The organism is Mucilaginibacter conchicola, assembly GCF_003432115.1.
In the GTDB taxonomy this organism is placed as follows: Bacteria; Bacteroidota; Bacteroidia; order Sphingobacteriales; family Sphingobacteriaceae; genus Mucilaginibacter; species Mucilaginibacter conchicola.
This window is the reverse complement of the sequence record NZ_QWDC01000001.1, coordinates 282,588-301,702: the sequence shown is the minus strand read 5'-3', so window position 1 is coordinate 301,702 and position 19,115 is coordinate 282,588. Positions and strand designations below refer to the sequence as shown.

Genomic DNA, 19,115 nt, shown 5'->3' with positions numbered 1-19,115 from the left:
AATTAGTGATTGAATGAATATTATCTTTCACCCCTCACATTAAAAAAAGTTTTTTTTAATTTATCAATGTCTTTTAATCCCGGCGATAGCTCAAACTTGCTGTTCAGGTCAACGCCATAAAATGCCGGGTGTTTAATATCCGTCACTTCTCCGATATTCTCAGTGCTTAAACCGCCTGATAAAAAGAACGGCACATCCAGTTTGTATTTGTTCAGTATAGTCCAGTCAAATGCAATGCCCGAACCACCGTGTGAAGGTGTTTTGGTATCAAACAGGAAATAATCTACGCTGTTTTTGTATGCTTCCAATTGCTCAAAATCAAAGCTCTCATCAACACCGAAAGCTTTTATTACTTCTACCTCATGCTTAAACAACGCACAAAACTCAGGCGATTCGTCACCGTGCAGCTGTATGGCATCAAACTTGTATTTGTAGATCAGTTTGCTTATCACATCGGCATCCTCATTCACAAATACCCCTGTTTTTACAATATCTTCGGGTTGCTGAAATAAAGCTTCAGGATCTAAACCCTCAATAAAACGTGGCGATTTTTCGTAGCAGATAAAGCCCATATAATCGGGCTTCAAACCGGCTACTGCTTCAATGTTATCCTTATATTTTAATCCGCAAACCTTTATGCGCATGGCTTAGCTGGCTAAAAGTGTTTTAAAGCTGTTCAGTGCTTTTTTGCTGATGAGTGCTTCTTCTGCCTCATAAAAACAATCGGCAAAACTGGTATCCGGCTTAATGGTTTTAATGGCCATAGCAGCGTTGCTTAGCACCACACTTGCCTGGGCGGTTGTAGCCTCATCATTAAGTACTTTCATAAATATATCTGCCGATTCGGCAACGGTATGTCCGCCGGTTATCTGATCTTCTTGCAGTTTCTCAAATCCTAAAGATTCAACACTGGTAATGCGTTCTCCATCCTGCGAGAATGTCTTAAAATCACAAGTAAGCGAGATCTCGTCGTATCCATCCAACGCATTTAAAATGGTGTATTTGATGCCCGATTTCTGATATAGATAAGCATATACCCTTGCCAACTCCAGGTTAAACACACCCACCATTTGGTTTTGCGGCTTCGCGGGGTTAGCCAGCGGCCCCAACATATTAAAAAAGGTTTTAACACCCAGTTCCCTGCGGATAGGTGCAACAGTCTTCATGGCCGGATGGAACAGCGGCGCATGCAGGAAACAGATGTTCGCTTCGTCAACGCTGCGTTTCAGCTTATCGGTATCATTGGTAAAAGTATAGCCCAGGTGCTCCATTACGTTAGATGAGCCACAACCTGATGATACACCGTAGTTACCATGTTTGGCTACTTTATAACCCGCACCGGCTACTACAAATGATGCAAGCGTAGAGATATTGAATGTATCCTTGCCATCGCCGCCTGTACCGCACAGGTCAATCAGTTCGCCGTTTTGCAGGTCAATAGGCAGGCAAAGCTCAAGCATGGCATCGCGGAAGCCTTCCAGTTCGTTAACGGTGATGCTGCGCATACAGTACGCCGTCATAAACGCCGCCATTTGCGAGTTGTTGAATTTGCCGGTAGCAATGTCTTTCAAAATATCCCTCGATTGCTCGCGGGTGAACGTTTTGTGTTCAAATAAGTGGTTAAGTATCTGTTTCATTAGCCCCCTACCCCCCTAAAGGGGGAATTTTGTCTTTAAATGTTAACGTCCGATTCGCCTATCCTACTCCCCCTTTAGGGGGCCGGGGGGCAAAAAAAAGGGCTGCCGTATGGCAACCCTTCTAAATATCTTTATATAAAAACAAAAAATGAGGTTGCCTTACGATATCTCGTTAAGCCACCACCAGTTATTGTTTAATTGTACTTTCATGTTCTTGTGTGGCAAATATGGAAATTGTTTTTACTAAATGCAAGAGGTATTTTATAATGAGCGAATTAGTGATGGATGGAATGAGTGAATATCTTTTAATATTGATTCATTCATTTGCATATTTGTGTTATTACTCATTCAGTCCTTTACTCATTATAAATGATCCGCGAGCAAAAGATAAACCCCGAGAACGACCTTGGTTTTGGCCCTCAACCGGTTATCAAAAACCAGCCCCTGCTAAATAAGGACGGCTCGGTTAATGTAAAGCGTAAAGGCCTTGCGCGTTTTAATACGGCCGATACCTACCACACACTGATCACCATGAGTTGGGCTAAGTTCTGGATAGTGGTGCTGAGCGGCTACCTTTTCACCAATGTGTTTTTTGCGTGTCTATATGTACTTATTGGCAACAGCAGCCTCGATGGTACCATTGAAGGTGGTGGCATGCCTCAGTTTTTGGATGCGTTTTTCTTTTCGGCACAAACCCTTTCAACAGTTGGTTACGGGCATATTACGCCGCAGGGCGTGGTGGCCAATAGTGTGGCAGCATTTGAATCGATGCTGGGTTTACTGGCCTTTGCACTGGCTACCGGTTTGCTTTACGGGCGTTTCTCGAGGCCTACGGCTAAAATAGTTTACAGCCATAATCTGCTGGTGGCACCATATCGCGATGGCGGCCGCGGGCTGATGTTCAGACTGTGTAATATCCGTAAGAACGTGCTGATAGATCTGGATGTGGAAGTGATATTCTCTTACAACGAAATGATAGATGGCAAACCATTGCGTAGATTTTTCCCGCTGAGTCTCGAGCGGAAAAATGTAAGCATGCTTACATTAAACTGGACGGTTGTACACCCGCTTGATGAGAACAGCCCGTTAATTGATATGACCCATGATGACCTTGCCCGTGGCGAGGCAAGTTTCTCCATACTACTCAAAGCCTTCGATGATACCTTCTCGCAAACGGTACACTCGCGCACCGCATACCAGGTGCCTGAAATGATTTGGGATGCGAAATTTACGCCCATGTTTCAGCGTGATGGAGATGGTCGTATCGTATTAGATATGAGTGAGATAAATAGCTTTGAGAGATTGAGCTAATCTTACTTCAGTAATGGATCGCGCTCTTTAGAGAACAGTTTGTAAACCTGTTTATCCAGAAACGCCGGCACAAACTTGCTCAGGAACACAGTTAGTTTACCCTGAAAGGTTAGTATCAGCGTACGTTTGCGGTTCTCTACCCCATTAGCTATGCGGATAGCTACTTCTTCTGACGACATCATTTTGGCCTCATTAAGAGTACTCTCCTGCTGAGAAACGCCGTCTTTATTTAAAGCCGTATTGCGGATGTTTGAGGCCGTAAAACCCGGGCATGCCACCATGATATGTACCCCTGTTTTCAGGTTCTCTACACGTAAAGCATCCATAAAGCCATTCATCGCATATTTTGATGCCGAGTAACCAGAGCGGCCGGGCAAGCCTTTGTACCCGGCTATGGAAGAAACGGCGACAATACTACCACCAGTTTTGGCAATTTCGGGTAACGCATATTTAGTGCAATTAACAGTTCCCCAAAAGTTTACATCCATTAGTTCCTTAAGAACTTTTAAATCAACATCTTTGAAAAGCGCACGCATGGAGATACCGGCGTTATTGATCAACACATCTACCCTGCCGAAGGTTAATAAAGCTTGTTTAATGAGGGTTTTGCAATCTTCTTCAACCGTAACATCGCATTGTACGGCAACAGATCGGTTTTGGTGGCGGGCTTCTATATCCTGTGTTATTTCGCAAAGGGTTACAAACTGGCGTGCTCCCAATACCAGGTTGGCGCCGCGTTTCGCAAATTCATAAGCAAGGGATTTACCAATGCCTGATGATGCACCGGTTATAACAACAACTTTATCTTTCAATCTCATATTTCGGGGCAAAGATCTGCGGCATGCCCGGAACCTTAATTTCTGGCATTTTAAACAGATATTTGCCGGCGAATATAATCATAGCGCCATAAAATTTACGGATGTAGTTCCATGTAAATTTAGGTACCAGTTGTTTGGCGAAATTGAGAATATATGTACGTGGATAGTAGTAATTTTTATAACCCGCCAAACGTAAACGGAACGACAGGTCGATATCATGACCGTATTGGATAAAGCGCTCATCAAGATTACCCACTTCTTTTAAAGCAGAGCGGCGTAAAAGCATAAATGCGCCGTTGATCACGTCAACTTCGGTAGTGGCAAATTCCTCTTCCTCTATCCAGTTCTCATCATGTTTGTAAAGGCGCGATTTTGAGAAGTATTTGGCCAGTCCGGTTACTTTAAGCAACATGGCCCAGCCGCGGGTGAAGCCTGTTCTTGAATCGGGCATGAAACGGCCTCGAGGAGTTAAAGCGCGCACTCCAACACCACCGGCATCGGCATGCTTGTCCATAAATTCAACAACCTGTTCTATCGTTTTTTTGCCGCTTATTGTATCCGCATTGACCAGTAAAACATACTCGCCGTTTGCTTTTTCGATACCCTGGTTACGGGCCGCAGCCATGCCAACGCTATGGTCATTAACTATCAAAGTAGCTTCGGGGAACTCGGCCTGCATCATTTCAACCGACTTATCTGTAGATGCATCATCAATTACAATTAATTGATGTTCAATATCTTTACATGCTCTTGTTAAAGTAACTAAGCACTGTTTTAACAGGCTGCACATGTTATGGTTAACTACAATGACAGAAAGTTTCATACGCGTTAGGATAATGAATTTTCGTACGGTATGCGGGTCACTATAGATCGTCCTAAAGTGATCTCGTCAACGTACTCCAATTCACCACCAAAAGCTATGCCACGGGCTATTGTAGAGATATTTATGTTAAATTGTTTTAAGCGTTTGTGCAGATAGAAAATAGTGGTATCGCCTTCCATAGTTGCGCTTAAGGCAAATATGATTTCTTTTACATTATTTTCTTTAAGCCGTTCAACAAGGGAATCAACCTGCAGGTCGGCCGGGCCTATCCCATCCATAGGCGATATCAATCCGCCAAGCACGTGATAGACGCCATTATATTGGTTGGTATTTTCAATGGCCATCACATCGCGGGTATCCTCAACTACGCATATCAAACTATGATCGCGGCGTGGCGAAGCGCATATTTCGCAGGTGGCTGTATCAGATATGTTATGGCAGGTTTGGCAAAACTGGATCTCGTTGCGTAAACGGCTTACTGCTGTGCTGAATTTTTGAACCTCTTCCACATCGCGGTTTAGTAAATGCAGCACCAGGCGCAAGGCCGTTTTCTGGCCAACACCCGGTAATTTTGCAAATTCAGCAACCGCTTCTTCCAACAACTTTGATGAAAAGTTCATACCGCGAATTTACGCAATTTTCGGCGTTGGTTTGCTATGTTGGCTTACTCGCCGCGCAGGTTTTTTACGGGATTTACCCATGCAGCTTTTACAGCCTGCCAGCTAACCGCCAGTAAGCAGATAAGTAAACTGGCAATCAGTGTAACTCCAAATACATCAACCGATATATCAGCATGGTATGTATAACTGTTTAACCAATTATGGATATAGTACCAGCTTAATGCCGAGCCGATAAAGAATGATATAACAACCAGTTTTATAAACTCGTTTGATAGTTTAAACCACAAATTAGCCACACTGGCACCTAATACTTTGCGAATGCTCAGCTCTTTTCGGCGCTGCTCTGCTGAGAACGATGCGAGCCCGAATAGCTCAAGGCAGGATATGATGACCGCAAGTGAAGTGAACGTAAGTGCCATCGCCCCTAATACTTTTTCACTTTGAAATTTATTGCTGAAAGCTTCGTCGGTAAACGTGTATTCAAACGGATATTGAGGATTATACTTTTTATAAACCGATTCCAATAAAGCAAGACTTTTTGAGGCCGAGAGATTGGGATTCAACCTGAGGCCTATATTACCTACCCAGTCCTTAACGTAGCCTATAATGGTTGGCTTAACCGGCTCGTAAGGCGATCCCCAAACAAAATCTTTCACAACACCTATTACGGTACGGTTTGCTCCCATCCATTTAATAGGCTGCCCGATTGGCTCTTTTAATCGCATCAGCTTTACCGCAGCCACATTAAGTATAACACCGGCGCTGTCTGATGGTCGGGCTATGTCAAAATCGCGCCCTTGTATAAATTTAAGCTGATAAGTATCTGTAAAGTGATATGTGGCCGCAATGCAATCAATTACCACTTTATCCTCACCGAGTAGCTGTCCGGGCCAGGTATTACCCCATGATGCGCCGGTTATTTTTGTTATGGGTTCTGATATTAATGCCCCATCAGTAATCGCTCCGGCCTTTATGGCATCAAGCCTAAAGCTTTCAAACTTACCGAAAAGTCCGCCTTCAATAGGCAATTCTATTAAGCCATTGCGGTTGTACCCAACAGGCTTATTGGCAATGTAATTTATTTGTTTGTAGATAAATATACTACTTACAATAAGGCAAACTGCAAAGGTAAATTGCATTACAACTAATACCTGTCGTGGCTTTACAGCTGTACGTAACCCTGTAAGTTGTCCTTTTAAAACCCTCACCGGATTAAATGATGATAGAAATAAAGCAGGATAACTTCCCGCTATAACGCCTGTAAAAATGGTGATGGCGAAAGCCGCCATCCACGCCCACAAGCTGGTATAAGGTATGCTTAGCTGAATGTGCATTGCCGTATTAAAGGTGGGCAGCAACAATATCATCAGGATAATAGAAATAAGAAAAGCGGAGAAAGCCATAGTTAACGATTCGGCCATAAACTGCTTTATGAGCGAAAAGCGTCTTGCTCCCATAACTTTGCGTATCCCTACTTCGCGTGCGCGTTTCTCGGAGCGGGCTGTAGAAAGGTTCATAAAATTTATACAGGCAATAAACAACATGCCTATAGCGAGTAACAAGAAAAGGCGTACATATTCGATATTGCCACCACTGTTTACGCCGTTTACAAAGTTGCCATATAAGTGCAGTTTGCTAAACGGATAAGCGAACAGCTCGATGGTCTTATCCGGCGCATAATATTTTGCTATAAGGTGTTTTATCTTGTTGTTAACGGATGCTACAAAAGTCCCATGCTTTAACAACACATAGGTTGCGTAGGAATAGTTATCCCAACCTGCATCCTTAAGCCAGGGTGCCTGGTTTAAAAAAGCCTGCCATGGGATCAAAACTTTAAAATCAAAGCTTGAATTTTGAGGATTATCCCGGATAACGGCGCTCACTTTTAAAGGAGAAGAATTATACTGCAACACTTTTCCCACCGGATTTTCATCAGCAAATAAAGCAGTTGCGGCAGATTGCGTGATTACTACAGATGATTCATCTGCTAACGGATTTACTTTATCGCCATAAACCGTTTCAAAACTAAATAACTGCATAAACGACGGATCTGTAGCATAGCTTTTAAACTTCAACGATCTGTTTTTATAGGTAACCAGCGCATTTGTGGCTTCGCTCATGCGGGCAGTATTCTCAATCTCAGGGAAATCTTTTTGCAGTACAGGTGCCAGGGTTTGCGGCGTGTAGCTTTTAGTTTTTATTACGCCGCTGGCGGGCTGGTTTTTAAATACCTGGTAAAGTCGCTCGTTGTTTGCATGAAACTTATCAAAACTAAACTCATTGTAAACATAAAGCAGCAACGTAAAACTTACCGCCATACCAATAGCCAATCCGCTGATGTTGATGATCGATGATGCTTTGTTTTGCGTGAGGTTTCGCCAAGCAGTTTTGAAGTAGTTTTTAATCATCGTGACAGGATTTTATACCTGCAATATCCGTATATAAAATATTAACCGGTAAACTTTTAACATATCTTAACTAAATAAAAACAGCGGCTTCAAGGGCCGCTGTTTCGTTTATATAATTCAGGTTAAATTATTCGCTTCTGAGGCTGCGCACTGGGTTGGCTATAGCCGCTCTTATAGTTTGAAAACTCAGGGTAAACAATGCTATCAGCAGCATGCCCATGCCGCTCAGCGCAAATATCCACCAGCTTATATTAGTGCGGTCGGCAAAGTTCTCCATCCATTTGTGCATGGCGTAATAGGCTATCGGCGTTACTACGATAAACGCCAATACAATCAGCCATATTAGTTCAGTTGACAACAAGGTAACTATTTGCGCCACCGTTGCACCTAATACCTTGCGTACACCTATCTCCTTGGTGCGCAGGCTGGTGGTATACATAGCAAGGCCCAGTAACCCCAAGCAGCTTATCAGTATTGATAAACCTGTTGCCCATGACAGCAGCGTTGAAGTTTGTTGTTCGCTTTCATAGAACTTAGCAATACTGTCATCAAAAAATGTATAGCTAAATTCTTCTTCGGGGTAAAGCTCTTTCCAAACGTGCTCCATGCCGGCAATGGCTGTTTTCCATTCTTTACCGCCGGCAGTTTGCGGCTTAAGGGCAATATGCAATACACGGTTACTGAAACGTTGTGGTTCAATAAAAGCCAAAGGCTTAATTTGCGAACGTAGAGATTTCTGGTTAAAATCTTTCATTACACCAACTATCTCTCGTTTTTTATCATTGTAGTCCAACGTTATACCAACTGCGTCGGCAACATTTTTAAAACCTAACGTTTTTGCATAAGTGGCATTAATTACGGTTGCTCTGCCAGTATCAGCAGGTGTAAGGTTACGACCTGCAAGCAGTTTTATATCATATATTTTGAGATAATTTTCGTCGCCAAATTTTTGCTGCAGATCGGTTTTTACTTCGGTTTTTCCGTTTTTATAAGTTACCTCAGTTGAATGTGTGCCCCCGGAAAGTGGTGCATCTCCCCCTACCGCTATCATTTTTATCTGCGGCATAGAACGTATTTTATTCAGGAAGACCTGCTTTTTGTTGGTTCTGGCACTTTTATAGGGCGTTGTAACAATTAGTATGGCATCCTTTTTAAAACCCATATCTTTAGTTAAGGCATAATGTATCTGCTTGCCTACAAGTATGGTAGCCATAATAAAGAATTGCGCTATAACAAATTGCGTAACGGTTAACGATTTCCGCAAAAGGGTTTTACGGGTATTGCCGGATGTTGGCGCTACTTGCGATTTTAACACAACAACAGGTTTATAATTAGATAAAACCAGCGCCGGATAAAAGCCCGATAACACGCTTACTACCACCGTTAATCCTGCAAGGAATAACAAAAGATTGGGTTGTAACAGATCAGGCTTTACACCATCAGGAATAAATGTGCTGAATAATTTGAGGATCAAAGGCGTAAGTGCAACAGAGATGATAACGGCAAACAGGGTTACCAAAAAAGTCTCGCTCATAAATTGCATAATGAGCTGCCCTCTCCCGCTGCCCATAGTTTTGCGGATGCCTATTTCTTTTGCCCTTTGTGATGCCTGCGCTGTAGTCAGATTTATAAAGTTGATACAACCCAATAGCAACAAGAATGCTGCTATTATTAACAAACCGTAAAGCGTACTGCGATTGGCCGTACGTGCGCCATCAAACGAATAATACTTTTGGTCAAAGTGCAGATCATCCAGTTTCTCCAGATCAAATTTGGTGTAATTGGCTTTATCTGCCTTTTGTGGTGCACGTTTGTTACGCAGTACATTTAACTGTTTTATCACGTTTGTAGCAGCCGTATTTTTATCAAGCTTAACAAAAAGCTGCGATGCTGAATTGGTGCTTCCCCATTCTGTAGGTTGGAAATAACCTTTAAACAGACTGTCTACGTCTGCAGTTTTAAACGAGATAAAATCATGGAAGAGGAAATCTGTATTGCCTTTCAGGTCGGCTACTACACCGCTTACATTGGTGCGTACCGAATCTTCATAAACAATTTCACGGCCTATCATATCCTGATAGCCCATACCCGGAAAATATTTCTTGGCCTGGCTCTCGGTTAACACAACCTGGTAAGGCTGGCTTAACGATGTTTTAGCATTGCCGGCAACCCAATTGTATTTGAATAGGTTAAAATAGCGGCCGTCTGCTATTACAATGCCGTTCTCCTTGTTCAGTTTAAACTCCTCTCCTTTGCCGTGCGGTACTTGTACACGCGCCTCATAAAGTGTATAGAACGGCGCCGATTTTTCTATTCCCGATATGTCTGTTTTAATAGCTTCAGTAAGAGGCGTACAAACACCGCTGTTGTAGCCAACCTCGCCCGAGAAAGCATACTCGGTAGTTACACGATAAATACCATCATTACCGCCTGCAAATTTGTTAAAAGTGAGGTCGTAATGTACGATGAGGTAGATCACCAGCGATGCGCTGATACCGATTGACAGACCTATCACATTAATAAACGTGAACAGCTTGTGTTTTCGAAATCCTCTGAGGGCAATTTTAAAGTAGTTCTTTAACATAGTGTGGGTAGTTTAGTATCGCAAAGTCAGTGAGGCCATTAAGTCATTGTCATTTTGATAAATAATGACCCAATGACTCAATTGACCCAATGAATATTTTATTCGTTTTTAAGGCTCTTAACAGGGTTAGCCAGCGCAGCTTTTATGGATTGGAAGCTAATGGTTACAAAAGCTATTATGATAGCTCCTGCCCCTGCTGCTGCAACCACCCACCATTTGATAGTATCACGGTAGGCAAAACCTTTTAGCCATTCCTGCATTGATAGCCATGCCAGCGGCGCAGCTATCGCGATAGCAATAACCACCAGCTTTATAAAATCTTTTGAGAGCATGCCCACAATGGTTGATACGTTTGCGCCTAATACTTTGCGTATGCCGATCTCTTTTGTACGCTGTTCTGCTGCATAAGCTGCCAAACCGAATAAACCCAGGCAGGCGATGATAATAGCCATAGTAGTGAACGAGATAAATATCTTGCCCATGCGCTGCTCGGTACGGTACAAGGCATCAAATTCTTCATCCATAAATGAGTAATCGAAGGCTACATTGGGCGCAACAGACTGCCACTTGTTTTTCATTTGTTGCACCAGACCTGTCATGTCATCTGTGTTTACCAGTACTGAAAGCTGCCCGTTGTTATTACCCAGTAAAAATACCACAGGCGTAACATTTTCGCGGAGCGAATTAAAGTTAAAATCCTTCATTACACCAATAATGTGCATTCGGCGCATTTTGGATAACATGTTGTCCATTGGCGCAAAAAGTTCTTTACCTATAGGGTCTGCAAAACCAAGCTGTTTGGCAGCAGCCTCATTGATAACCAACCCTGTTGAATCGGCCAGGCGGCCTTTTTCAAAATTACGACCAGCTATGATATGCATACCCATGGTTGGTATATAGTTTTCATCCACTTCCCAGTTTTGGGTGGCTAAAGCGTTTTTAGTGTCTTTAGCTTCGCTGGCAAAAAAGGTAGTACTGTTGCGCCAGCCGCCTGTTGGGGTAAAGCCTGTAAGGGTTGCATTTTTAACACCTGGTAAGCGCATCAGTTCGTCTTTAAGTACATTGGCATTGTTCAGGTCGTCGGTGTTCTTGATCATCACCACATGATCGCGGCCAAAGCCAAGGTCTTTACTTTGGATAAACTTAAGCTGGTTATAGATAACGATGGTACCGATGATAAGGAATATCGAAATACCAAACTGAAAAACCACCAAAAAGCTGCGTAAAAAGCCGCCTTTAAAGCCCGATGCCAGTTTGCCCTTCAGTACATCAATAGGCTGAAAAGCCGACAGGAAAAATGCCGGATATGAACCCGCCAGGCACCCTATCACTACAACCGCTACAATTAATGATGGAACCAACCACACTAACGTTTGCTGTGTAATGGCCAACTCCTTGCCAGATGTTTGGTTGAAGAAAGGCAGCAGTAAATAAGCCCCAATAACTGCTATAATGGTTGCAATTAAAGTCACCATAATAGATTCTGAAAGGAATTGCGCTATAAGGTATTTACGTAACGAGCCTAATACTTTCCTTACTCCCACTTCGCGCGCACGGTTTGATGAACGGGCGGTAGAAAGGTTCATGAAGTTTACGCAAGCTATTAGCAGGATAAATATCGCGATAGCTGAAAATATATAAACGTACTGGATGTTACCGTTGGCTTCCAACTCGGCTACGATGTTAGAGTGCAGGTGGATATCTGCCAGCGGCACGAGGGCTAAACGATAGAAATTGCCTGATTTTTCTAACTCGTCATAGCTCATTTTAATGCCTGCTTCTAACTGACCGCCGGCTTCTTTGCGAACCAGGTTAGGGAATTTGCTCTCAAGGTTCTTTACGTTAGCACCGGGTTTAAGCAAAATATAAGTATTGAAATTGTTGCTTAGCCATGTGTCTTCCTTACTTTCCTCGAGCGTTATCATCGAAAGAAAAATATCAAATCTAAAGTGCGATTGCTTTGGCATATCTTTTATTACACCAGTTACTTTGTAATTAAGCGAATCGTTCAGCAGTAAGGTTTTACCGATCACGTTATCGGTATTGAAATATTTTTTTGCGATGGTTTCGGTGATCACCGCTGTACGGGGATCTTTCAGCGCTGTTTTAGCATCGCCCTGTACCATTGGCAAAGTGAAAATGTCAAACAGGCTGTTGTCTGCATACACAGTGCGATCTTCATGTACATTCTGGTCACCTTTACGTACTTTGTATGAACCCCACTGGCGCATACGTGCGGTAGTTTCTACCTCAGGAAAGTTTGTCTGAAAGGAAGCAGCAAGCGGCGCCGGTGATTGCGCGAACTGCCTGTTCATGCCCGCGAACTTAATGTTGTTGTTTACGCGATAAATGCGGTCTAACTTAGTGTTGTATTTATCGTAGCTTAACTCATCAACCACGTAGAACACAATAAGCATGCAAACGCACAGGCCCAAGGCAAGGCCGAGCACATTAATGATGGTGAAAGCTTTGTTCTTTGTAAGATTTCTGAAAGCTGTTTTAATATAGTTTTTAAACATAGGTTATGTCATTGAGTCATCGCGTCATTGAGTCATTGCCATTTCCATGAATGACCTAATGACTCAATGACCCAATGACGGTTAATTATTCTGAACGCAAACTCTTTACCGGATTGGCCAGTGCGGCTTTAACCGATTGGAAACTCACAGTTATAAAGGCTACGCCTAACGCCATTGCCCCTGCTGCGGCAAACACCCACCATTGTATATCAATACGATAAGCAAACTCTTGCAACCATTTATGCATGGCAAACCAGGTTAAAGGCATAGCTATGATGATGGCCAGCGCTACCAATTTAAGAAACTGCGCCGATAACATACCGGTTATACTGCCCGATGATGCGCCTAACACCTTGCGGATGCCTATCTCCTTAACTCTTTGGCGGATAGAAAATGCCGACAGGCCGAACAATCCCAAACTGGCGATAATGACAGCCAAAACCGCAAATGAGGTAAATATTTTACCCGTACGGCCTTCCGCAACGTAGAGATGTGCAAACTGGTCATCAAGAAAGTTATAGCTGAACGGGCTGCCCGGGTTAAAGCTGTCCCAAGTTTGTTTCATATCAGTAATAAGTCCGTGTACATCCGCCACTTTAACTTTTACCATCATTGCGCCATTGCTGTGGCCGTAAAGCATCATCAGCGGCGCAATTTTTTCTTTAGCCGATGAGTAATGGAAGTCTTTTACCACACCAACTATATTGAAGGCATGCTGGCCCGAGCGTACGATAGTCCTGCCGATTGGATCGCCGGTAATGCCGAGGTCTTTAACTGCGGTTTCATTAACAATAACACCTGCAGAATCTGCCGGGGATGCAGGCATAAAGTTACGGCCTGCTGCCATTTTCATACCCATGGTTGGCAGGTAGGTTTCATCAATATGATAGATGTTAGCATGGATCTCGCTGTGTTGGCTATCACTTGCAGATGATTTGAGATAGATCTGCGTACCATCGGCTATTTTGACAGGTACATCACTCGATATGGTTGCATTTACCACACGGTTATCCTGTAAAAGTTTGTTCTTAAAAGGTTCCAGGTTGTTTTGCAGTGTGTAGGTATCGTTAAGTACCAATACCTGTTCTTTATCATAACCCAGTTTTTTATTCTGCATGTAATTAAGTTGCTGATAAACTACAAATGTGGCGATGATAAAACCGGTTGAGATGGCAAACTGAAAAACGATCAACCCACTTCTCAGCATACTGCGGCTGGTCTTAACATCGCTGCTTCCGTTGCCTTTTAGTACGCTTAGTATTTTGAATGATGAGATAAAGAAAGCCGGATAAATACCTGCCAGTACACCCACTACTAATGCCACCAACAGCTCTACAACGATTGCAGTTGCACTGAGGTAAAAACGTATGGTGATCTGCTTACCGGAGAGATCGTTAAAGTATGGCAACAACACGTAAACCAAGCCTAATGCAAATGCCATTGCCAGTGTGGTTAGTAATACCGACTCGGTAAGAAATTGTGATACCAGGCTGCTTTTTAAAGACCCCAATACTTTACGGATACCTACTTCTTTTGAACGCTTAGCAGATGCTGCGGTAGAAAGGTTGGTAAAGTTGATACATGCAAGAACCAATATAAATGCAGCCAGCGCGCCAAATATGTACACGTAGTTGATATCGCCATTTGCCTCTTTCTCAAACTTGGTGTGCGAGTAAAGGTGTATATCTTTAATTGGCTGCAAAGTGAACAGAAACGTGTTTACAGATTTTTGTGCTTCTGCGAGGCTAATACCCATATCGTTTTGGATCTCGGGCACTACATATTTGGCAACCAACTGCGGAAACTGTTTTTCCAGTTTTTTAGGATCGGCACCTTTGCGCAGTTGCAGATAGGTGTAGAAATTAACATTGCTCCAGGTTTGGCGGGCGTTTGCCGTAAACGTGATCATGCTCAAAAAAGCATCAGCATGGAAGTGAGAGTTGTCCGGCACTTTATCAATAACCCCGGTTATTTTAAAGGGCTGCTTTGCCACCAGCAGGCTTTTGCCCACTACGTTTACAGTACCAAAGTATTTTTTGGCCATCTCTTTGGTTACCACCATCGACGACGGATCTTTTAAACAGCTATTGGCATCGCCATCTATCAGCGGGATAGAAAATACCTGCAGAAAATTGGCGTCAGCACGTACTATGTTGGTTTCCTTAAATTGCTTAGGGCCATTCTCAATAAACACCTGCTGGTTGCTTGCTAACCTCGTTTCAGCCTCTATCTCGGGAAATGCGTTTTTCATACCCTCGCCTACAGCAATATCGACAACCGGATACGTATCAGAAGTTCCGTTACCAAGCGTGGTTAAATTTACGCGGTAAAGCTGGTCGGCGTTGGCAGAGTAAGTATCGTAGGTAAGCTCCTGGTAAAGGTAGCCGCTTATGAGCATGCAGCAGGCAAGGCCAATAGCCAAACCGAATGTATTTATGAATGAGAATACCCTGTTTTTGGTAAGGCTTCTCCATGCAATGGTTAGGTAATTCTTGATCATAACAGGTTATATTGAAAAACAATACCAAACAAATAAGTATCTGTAAACCAAGTTGTTAAATATGCTTTACGCATGCGAATATGTTCGCTATTGTACAGTGATTGTTCGGTTTCGATACACTAATCATTAGTGTATCGAAAAAGCTTGTAAATAAATAAAGGTCAGGCGTTTAAACACCCGACCTTTATTTATTTTATTCATTAAGCCATTACGCTACGCCGTCATTTGCTCTGCGTCATTGGGTCATTACGCTGCGATGTCATTGAGTCATTATTTCTAAATATTTGAAACAAGCATATCGTTAGCTAATTGTCATTAATGACCTAATGACCTAATGACCTAATGACCTAATGACCTAATGACCTAATGACCTAATGACCTAATGACCTAATGACCTAATGACCCAATGACCCAATGACCCAAAACTATTCGCTTCTTAAGCTTTTTACCGGGTTGGCCAGTGCAGCTTTAATAGCCTGGTAATTCACTGTTGCTACAGCTATAATTATGGTTATTATCGCCGCCAGCACAAACATCCACCAGCTTAAAGTAATGCGGTTCTGATAGTTTTGCAACCATTTGTTCATAGCCCAGAATGATATTGGTACAGCCACCACTATGGCAATAGCCACCAGCTTTAAAAAATCTTTTGATAGTAAACCCGCAAGGTTGGCCACACTTGCGCCTAACACTTTACGTACGCCTATTTCTTTGATGCGTTGTTCCGCTGCATAAGCCGCCAAGCCGAACAGACCCAAGCATGATATCACTATAGCTAAACCACCAAAGATATTTGCAAGCGTGGCCAGTAATTTTTCATTGGCAAACTTCCTGGCAAAGTCACTGTCAACAAAATTTACTGTTGGCGGGTAAGCAGGGTTAAATTGTTTCAAAGCTTTATTCACTGCCTCAATATTGGTCGTTATGCTTCTGCCCGGTGCCAAACGTAAGGCTATCACATTGGCGTACTTGGTGCTAAAATGGGTAAACATTGGGCGTGTTTGTTCGTAAGGTGATCCCCAAACAAAATCTTCATAAACGCCAACTATGGTCATTTCCGAGTCGCCGTATTTTACAACGGTACCTATGGGATTTTTCAACTTCATCACCTTAACTGCCGATTGATTTACCATAGCGGTTTTGCCGGCGGTATCAAGCGGGTTAGCTGATGAAACCTCACGGCCTTGCAGCAATTTAACGCCCGCAGTTGCAGTGAAGTCATTACTTACCCTAAATACGTCGAAAAGCACGGTTTGGTCGTCGCGTTTACCGGGCCAGCTTAAGCCCCAGGTATTGCTTCCTGATGAGGTAATACTCGAAGAGAATACACTCCCGCCGGTTATATTACCTGATGTTTTTAGTTGATTGATCAACACATCTGCGTTTTTTTCCAGATCACCCTCAATAGGTATCTCAACAAGATTATTCTTATCAAACCCCACAGGTTTGTCTTGCACATATTTTATCTGGCGATAGATACATATAGTGGCGATGATTAAAAATACCGCAAAGCCAAACTGCACAATAACCAGTATTTTTCTTAGCGATAAAGCAGAAGAACCACCTTTAAACATGCCTTTTAAAACTTTAATAGGTTCAAAAGATGATAGGTAGAAAGCCGGGTAACTACCGGCAAGTAATCCGGTCAACACGCCAATGCCAAGCAAAGCTGCCCAAGCCATCGGATCGGAATAAGGCAGTACCAATTTAATGCCCAGCAAGGTGTTAAAATAAGGCAAAGATATTACCACCAACACCACTGCGATGCCTACTGACACCAGTGACAGGATGATTGACTCTGTAATAAACTGACTGATAAGTGAGCCTCTCCCCGAACCTATCGCCTTGCGGATACCCACTTCTTTAGCACGCTCTTCAGAGCGGGCAGTACTTAGGTTCATGAAGTTTACACATGCAACCAGCAATATGCAGATAGCCAAAGCAACAAACAGTTTTATCTGGCTTATCATGCCACCTACTGCTTTACCGTCAACAAACTCGCTGTATAAATGCAGTTTGGCGAAAGGATAAAGGAACAATTCGTTCTTATTACCATCATTATGGCGCTCAACCATGTGCTGCATAATGGCATTAGCACTTTTAAGTTTTGACGGATCTTTAAGCTGCACAACCGTACGCGCGAAGTTGCTGCCCCAGCCGCCATTTTTTGCCCAGTCGTTAGCGTCCTCAAAAAGAACCCATGGTAATATTACTTCAAACTGAAAGGTTGCATTAGGCGGTACATCTTTAATAACTCCTGTAACCTGCAATGGCGATGCATTGTTACGCTTGATGATCTTATTCATCGGGTCTTCATCGCCAAATAGGGTTTTGGCAACGGATTCAGTTAGTACGATCGAGTTAGGCAGCTTAAGTGCGGTTTTAGCATCGCCTTTCACAAACGGGTATGAGAAAATATCGAAAAAGCCATCATCCGTGAACATACCGCGTTTTTTAAAACTTCTGTCTTTATAGGTAAGCAAGCTTTCGCCGGTATAATCAATGGTTCTTACAGCACGTACAACATCTGGTACTTCTGTTTTGATGGTGGCTGCAGCCAATCTTGGCGTTGCCGAAAAGGTGTAAACCTTACCATCGCCGGGCTGGTTATTTTCAACAAGAAATATGTTATCGAGATTTTTAAACTGCTTGTCGTAATTTAAATGATAACTCACATACAACAGCAACAGCAGGCAACTTGCCATACCTAATGCTAATCCACCAACATTTAAAAATGAGAAACCTTTGCGTTTACTGATGTTTCTCCAGGCAATTTTAAAATAGTTCTTAAACATATTTCTTGTGATATAAATAAAGGTCTTAAAAGATTATCTTGAAGATACAGTTACGCCGCTATCGCCGTGTACCTCAACCGTAACACCGCCGCCGTTAACTTTACCTACAACATCTTCTTTCTCTTTGCTGCCCTGAAAATCGCCGGCAACATCCAGGTTAACACGGCTGCCATGCAGGCTTACATTCATGGTCGATTGTTTTGGTACGTTAAGAGATACATGACCGGCACTGGTTTCTAACTTAATATATTTGCCCAGTTTAACCATCTGTACATCAATACCACCACCACTGGTTGATGCATTTAAACTGCCTGAAATACCTGTAAGGCCAATACTACCGCCTGATGTGCTGGTGATGAGTTCGCCATCAATATTCTTACCTCTAATGCCGCCGCCGCTTGTTTCAGCATTTATGGTACCTTTCAGATCAGAAAGATTTAATGGGCCGCCGCTGGTTTCCAGTTTAATTTTACCGCTACAGTTGCTTGCTGTAATGCTGCCGCCGCTGGTCTCCAGATCAATGGTGTTACGGCTGTTGGTAACGGTGATGCTGCCACCACTGGTTTCGCCTTTAATATTACCGGTAACGTTGGCTACGTTTAAGCTGCCACCACTTGTCTCAAAATTCTGGTTGCCGTTAAGGTTTTCGATACGGATACTACCGCCGCTGGTGTTTAAGTTGGTTGAGGTTTGAGCATTAACATAAACCTTAAAACCAATACTTAATGATCTTCTCCAGTTCATGTTATTACGGCGGTTTTTTGCTGTTGCTTTTAACTGGCCGTTCTGGATATCGATATCAAGGATATAATCTTCTTCCAAACGTTTTTTGATCTCGTCTTTGGTCAGATCCTCGTGGTTGTTGCCTACAACAAATACATCAATATGCGGTTGTTGCTGGCCTGCGCCGGTTACCAGGATACTGCCACCGCTGGTGCTTAGCACAACGTTTTTAATACCATCATTGGTTAATGAACGGGTATAGTATGGGGTTTTGTCGGTTTGGGCTGATGCCGCCAATGTGCCGGATGCCAACAGGAAAAGGAGTAAATGCTTTTTCATAATTGTGTTTAAGTTTCTTTTATAAGACTGCAGCTGCC

At 43.0% G+C, this 19,115-nt stretch carries 12 protein-coding genes; 1 reads left to right on the top strand and 11 read right to left on the bottom strand.

Going from position 1 to position 19,115, the window contains the following annotated elements; translation table 11 throughout:
- Positions 1-20 precede the first annotated feature (20 nt).
- Positions 21-644 carry a phosphoribosylanthranilate isomerase gene (locus D0C36_RS01205; RefSeq protein ID WP_117389769.1) on the bottom strand — a complete coding sequence of 208 codons (624 nt, stop codon included), beginning with the start codon at positions 642-644 and terminating at the stop codon, positions 21-23.
- A 3-nt stretch (positions 645-647) separates the two neighbouring features.
- A complete protein-coding gene (gene trpD, locus D0C36_RS01200) occupies positions 648-1,637 on the bottom strand; it encodes an anthranilate phosphoribosyltransferase (RefSeq protein WP_117389768.1) in 990 nt (329 codons plus the stop codon).
- Between the two features lie 369 nt (positions 1,638-2,006).
- Between trpD and D0C36_RS01195 the strand changes: the two genes are divergently transcribed.
- On the top strand, positions 2,007-2,948 hold the full coding sequence (locus D0C36_RS01195; protein ID WP_117389767.1) for an ion channel: 942 nt from the start codon (positions 2,007-2,009) through the stop codon (positions 2,946-2,948).
- 2 nt (positions 2,949-2,950) lie between these two features.
- Here D0C36_RS01195 and D0C36_RS01190 read toward each other — a convergent pair whose 3' ends face one another.
- The 9 genes from D0C36_RS01190 to D0C36_RS01150 all read right to left on the bottom strand — a co-directional run bounded on the left by D0C36_RS01190 (position 2,951) and on the right by D0C36_RS01150 (position 19,077).
- Positions 2,951-3,766: an SDR family oxidoreductase gene (locus tag D0C36_RS01190; protein ID WP_117389766.1), complete on the bottom strand. Its 816-nt coding sequence runs from the start codon at positions 3,764-3,766 to the stop codon at positions 2,951-2,953.
- Complete coding sequence (locus D0C36_RS01185) at positions 3,750-4,589, bottom strand: glycosyltransferase family 2 protein (RefSeq protein WP_117389765.1); 840 nt, start codon at positions 4,587-4,589, stop codon at positions 3,750-3,752. The genes D0C36_RS01190 and D0C36_RS01185 overlap by 17 nt, the downstream gene beginning before the upstream one ends.
- Before the next feature lie 5 nt (positions 4,590-4,594).
- On the bottom strand, positions 4,595-5,209 hold the full coding sequence (gene recR / locus D0C36_RS01180) for a recombination mediator RecR (protein WP_117389764.1): 615 nt from the start codon (positions 5,207-5,209) through the stop codon (positions 4,595-4,597).
- Positions 5,210-5,253: 44 nt separating this feature from the next.
- A complete protein-coding gene (locus D0C36_RS01175) occupies positions 5,254-7,617 on the bottom strand; it encodes an ABC transporter permease (RefSeq protein ID WP_117389763.1) in 2,364 nt (787 codons plus the stop codon).
- Positions 7,618-7,744: 127 nt separating this feature from the next.
- Entirely contained in the window at positions 7,745-10,201 is a 2,457-nt protein-coding gene (locus D0C36_RS01170; RefSeq protein WP_117389762.1) for an ABC transporter permease, read from the bottom strand.
- A gap of 98 nt (positions 10,202-10,299) precedes the next feature.
- Positions 10,300-12,720, bottom strand: a complete 2,421-nt coding sequence (locus D0C36_RS01165) for an ABC transporter permease (protein WP_117389761.1) — start codon at positions 12,718-12,720, stop codon at positions 10,300-10,302.
- Positions 12,721-12,805: 85 nt separating this feature from the next.
- Entirely contained in the window at positions 12,806-15,220 is a 2,415-nt protein-coding gene (locus tag D0C36_RS01160; protein WP_117389760.1) for an ABC transporter permease, read from the bottom strand.
- A gap of 425 nt (positions 15,221-15,645) precedes the next feature.
- Positions 15,646-18,015 carry an ABC transporter permease gene (locus D0C36_RS01155; protein WP_117389759.1) on the bottom strand — a complete coding sequence of 790 codons (2,370 nt, stop codon included), beginning with the start codon at positions 18,013-18,015 and terminating at the stop codon, positions 15,646-15,648.
- A 33-nt stretch (positions 18,016-18,048) separates the two neighbouring features.
- On the bottom strand, positions 18,049-19,077 hold the full coding sequence (locus tag D0C36_RS01150) for a DUF4097 family beta strand repeat-containing protein (protein WP_117391320.1): 1,029 nt from the start codon (positions 19,075-19,077) through the stop codon (positions 18,049-18,051).
- Between the last annotated feature and the right edge of the window lie 38 nt (positions 19,078-19,115).

Bases quoted from the DNA above. Each gene is read 5' to 3' on its own strand.
- D0C36_RS01155 (WP_117389759.1), bottom strand. From the start codon at position 18,015: ATGTTTAAGAACTATTTTAAAATTGCCTGGAGAAACATCAGTAAACGC.
- D0C36_RS01160 (WP_117389760.1), bottom strand. From the start codon at position 15,220: ATGATCAAGAATTACCTAACCATTGCATGGAGAAGCCTTACCAAAAAC.
- D0C36_RS01195 (WP_117389767.1), top strand. From the start codon at position 2,007: ATGATCCGCGAGCAAAAGATAAACCCCGAGAACGACCTTGGTTTTGGC.
- D0C36_RS01150 (WP_117391320.1), bottom strand. From the start codon at position 19,077: ATGAAAAAGCATTTACTCCTTTTCCTGTTGGCATCCGGCACATTGGCG.
- D0C36_RS01165 (WP_117389761.1), bottom strand. From the start codon at position 12,720: ATGTTTAAAAACTATATTAAAACAGCTTTCAGAAATCTTACAAAGAAC.
- D0C36_RS01190 (WP_117389766.1), bottom strand. From the start codon at position 3,766: ATGAGATTGAAAGATAAAGTTGTTGTTATAACCGGTGCATCATCAGGC.
- D0C36_RS01205 (WP_117389769.1), bottom strand. From the start codon at position 644: ATGCGCATAAAGGTTTGCGGATTAAAATATAAGGATAACATTGAAGCA.
- D0C36_RS01175 (WP_117389763.1), bottom strand. From the start codon at position 7,617: ATGATTAAAAACTACTTCAAAACTGCTTGGCGAAACCTCACGCAAAAC.
- trpD (WP_117389768.1), bottom strand. From the start codon at position 1,637: ATGAAACAGATACTTAACCACTTATTTGAACACAAAACGTTCACCCGC.
- D0C36_RS01170 (WP_117389762.1), bottom strand. From the start codon at position 10,201: ATGTTAAAGAACTACTTTAAAATTGCCCTCAGAGGATTTCGAAAACAC.
- D0C36_RS01185 (WP_117389765.1), bottom strand. From the start codon at position 4,589: ATGAAACTTTCTGTCATTGTAGTTAACCATAACATGTGCAGCCTGTTA.
- recR (WP_117389764.1), bottom strand. From the start codon at position 5,209: ATGAACTTTTCATCAAAGTTGTTGGAAGAAGCGGTTGCTGAATTTGCA.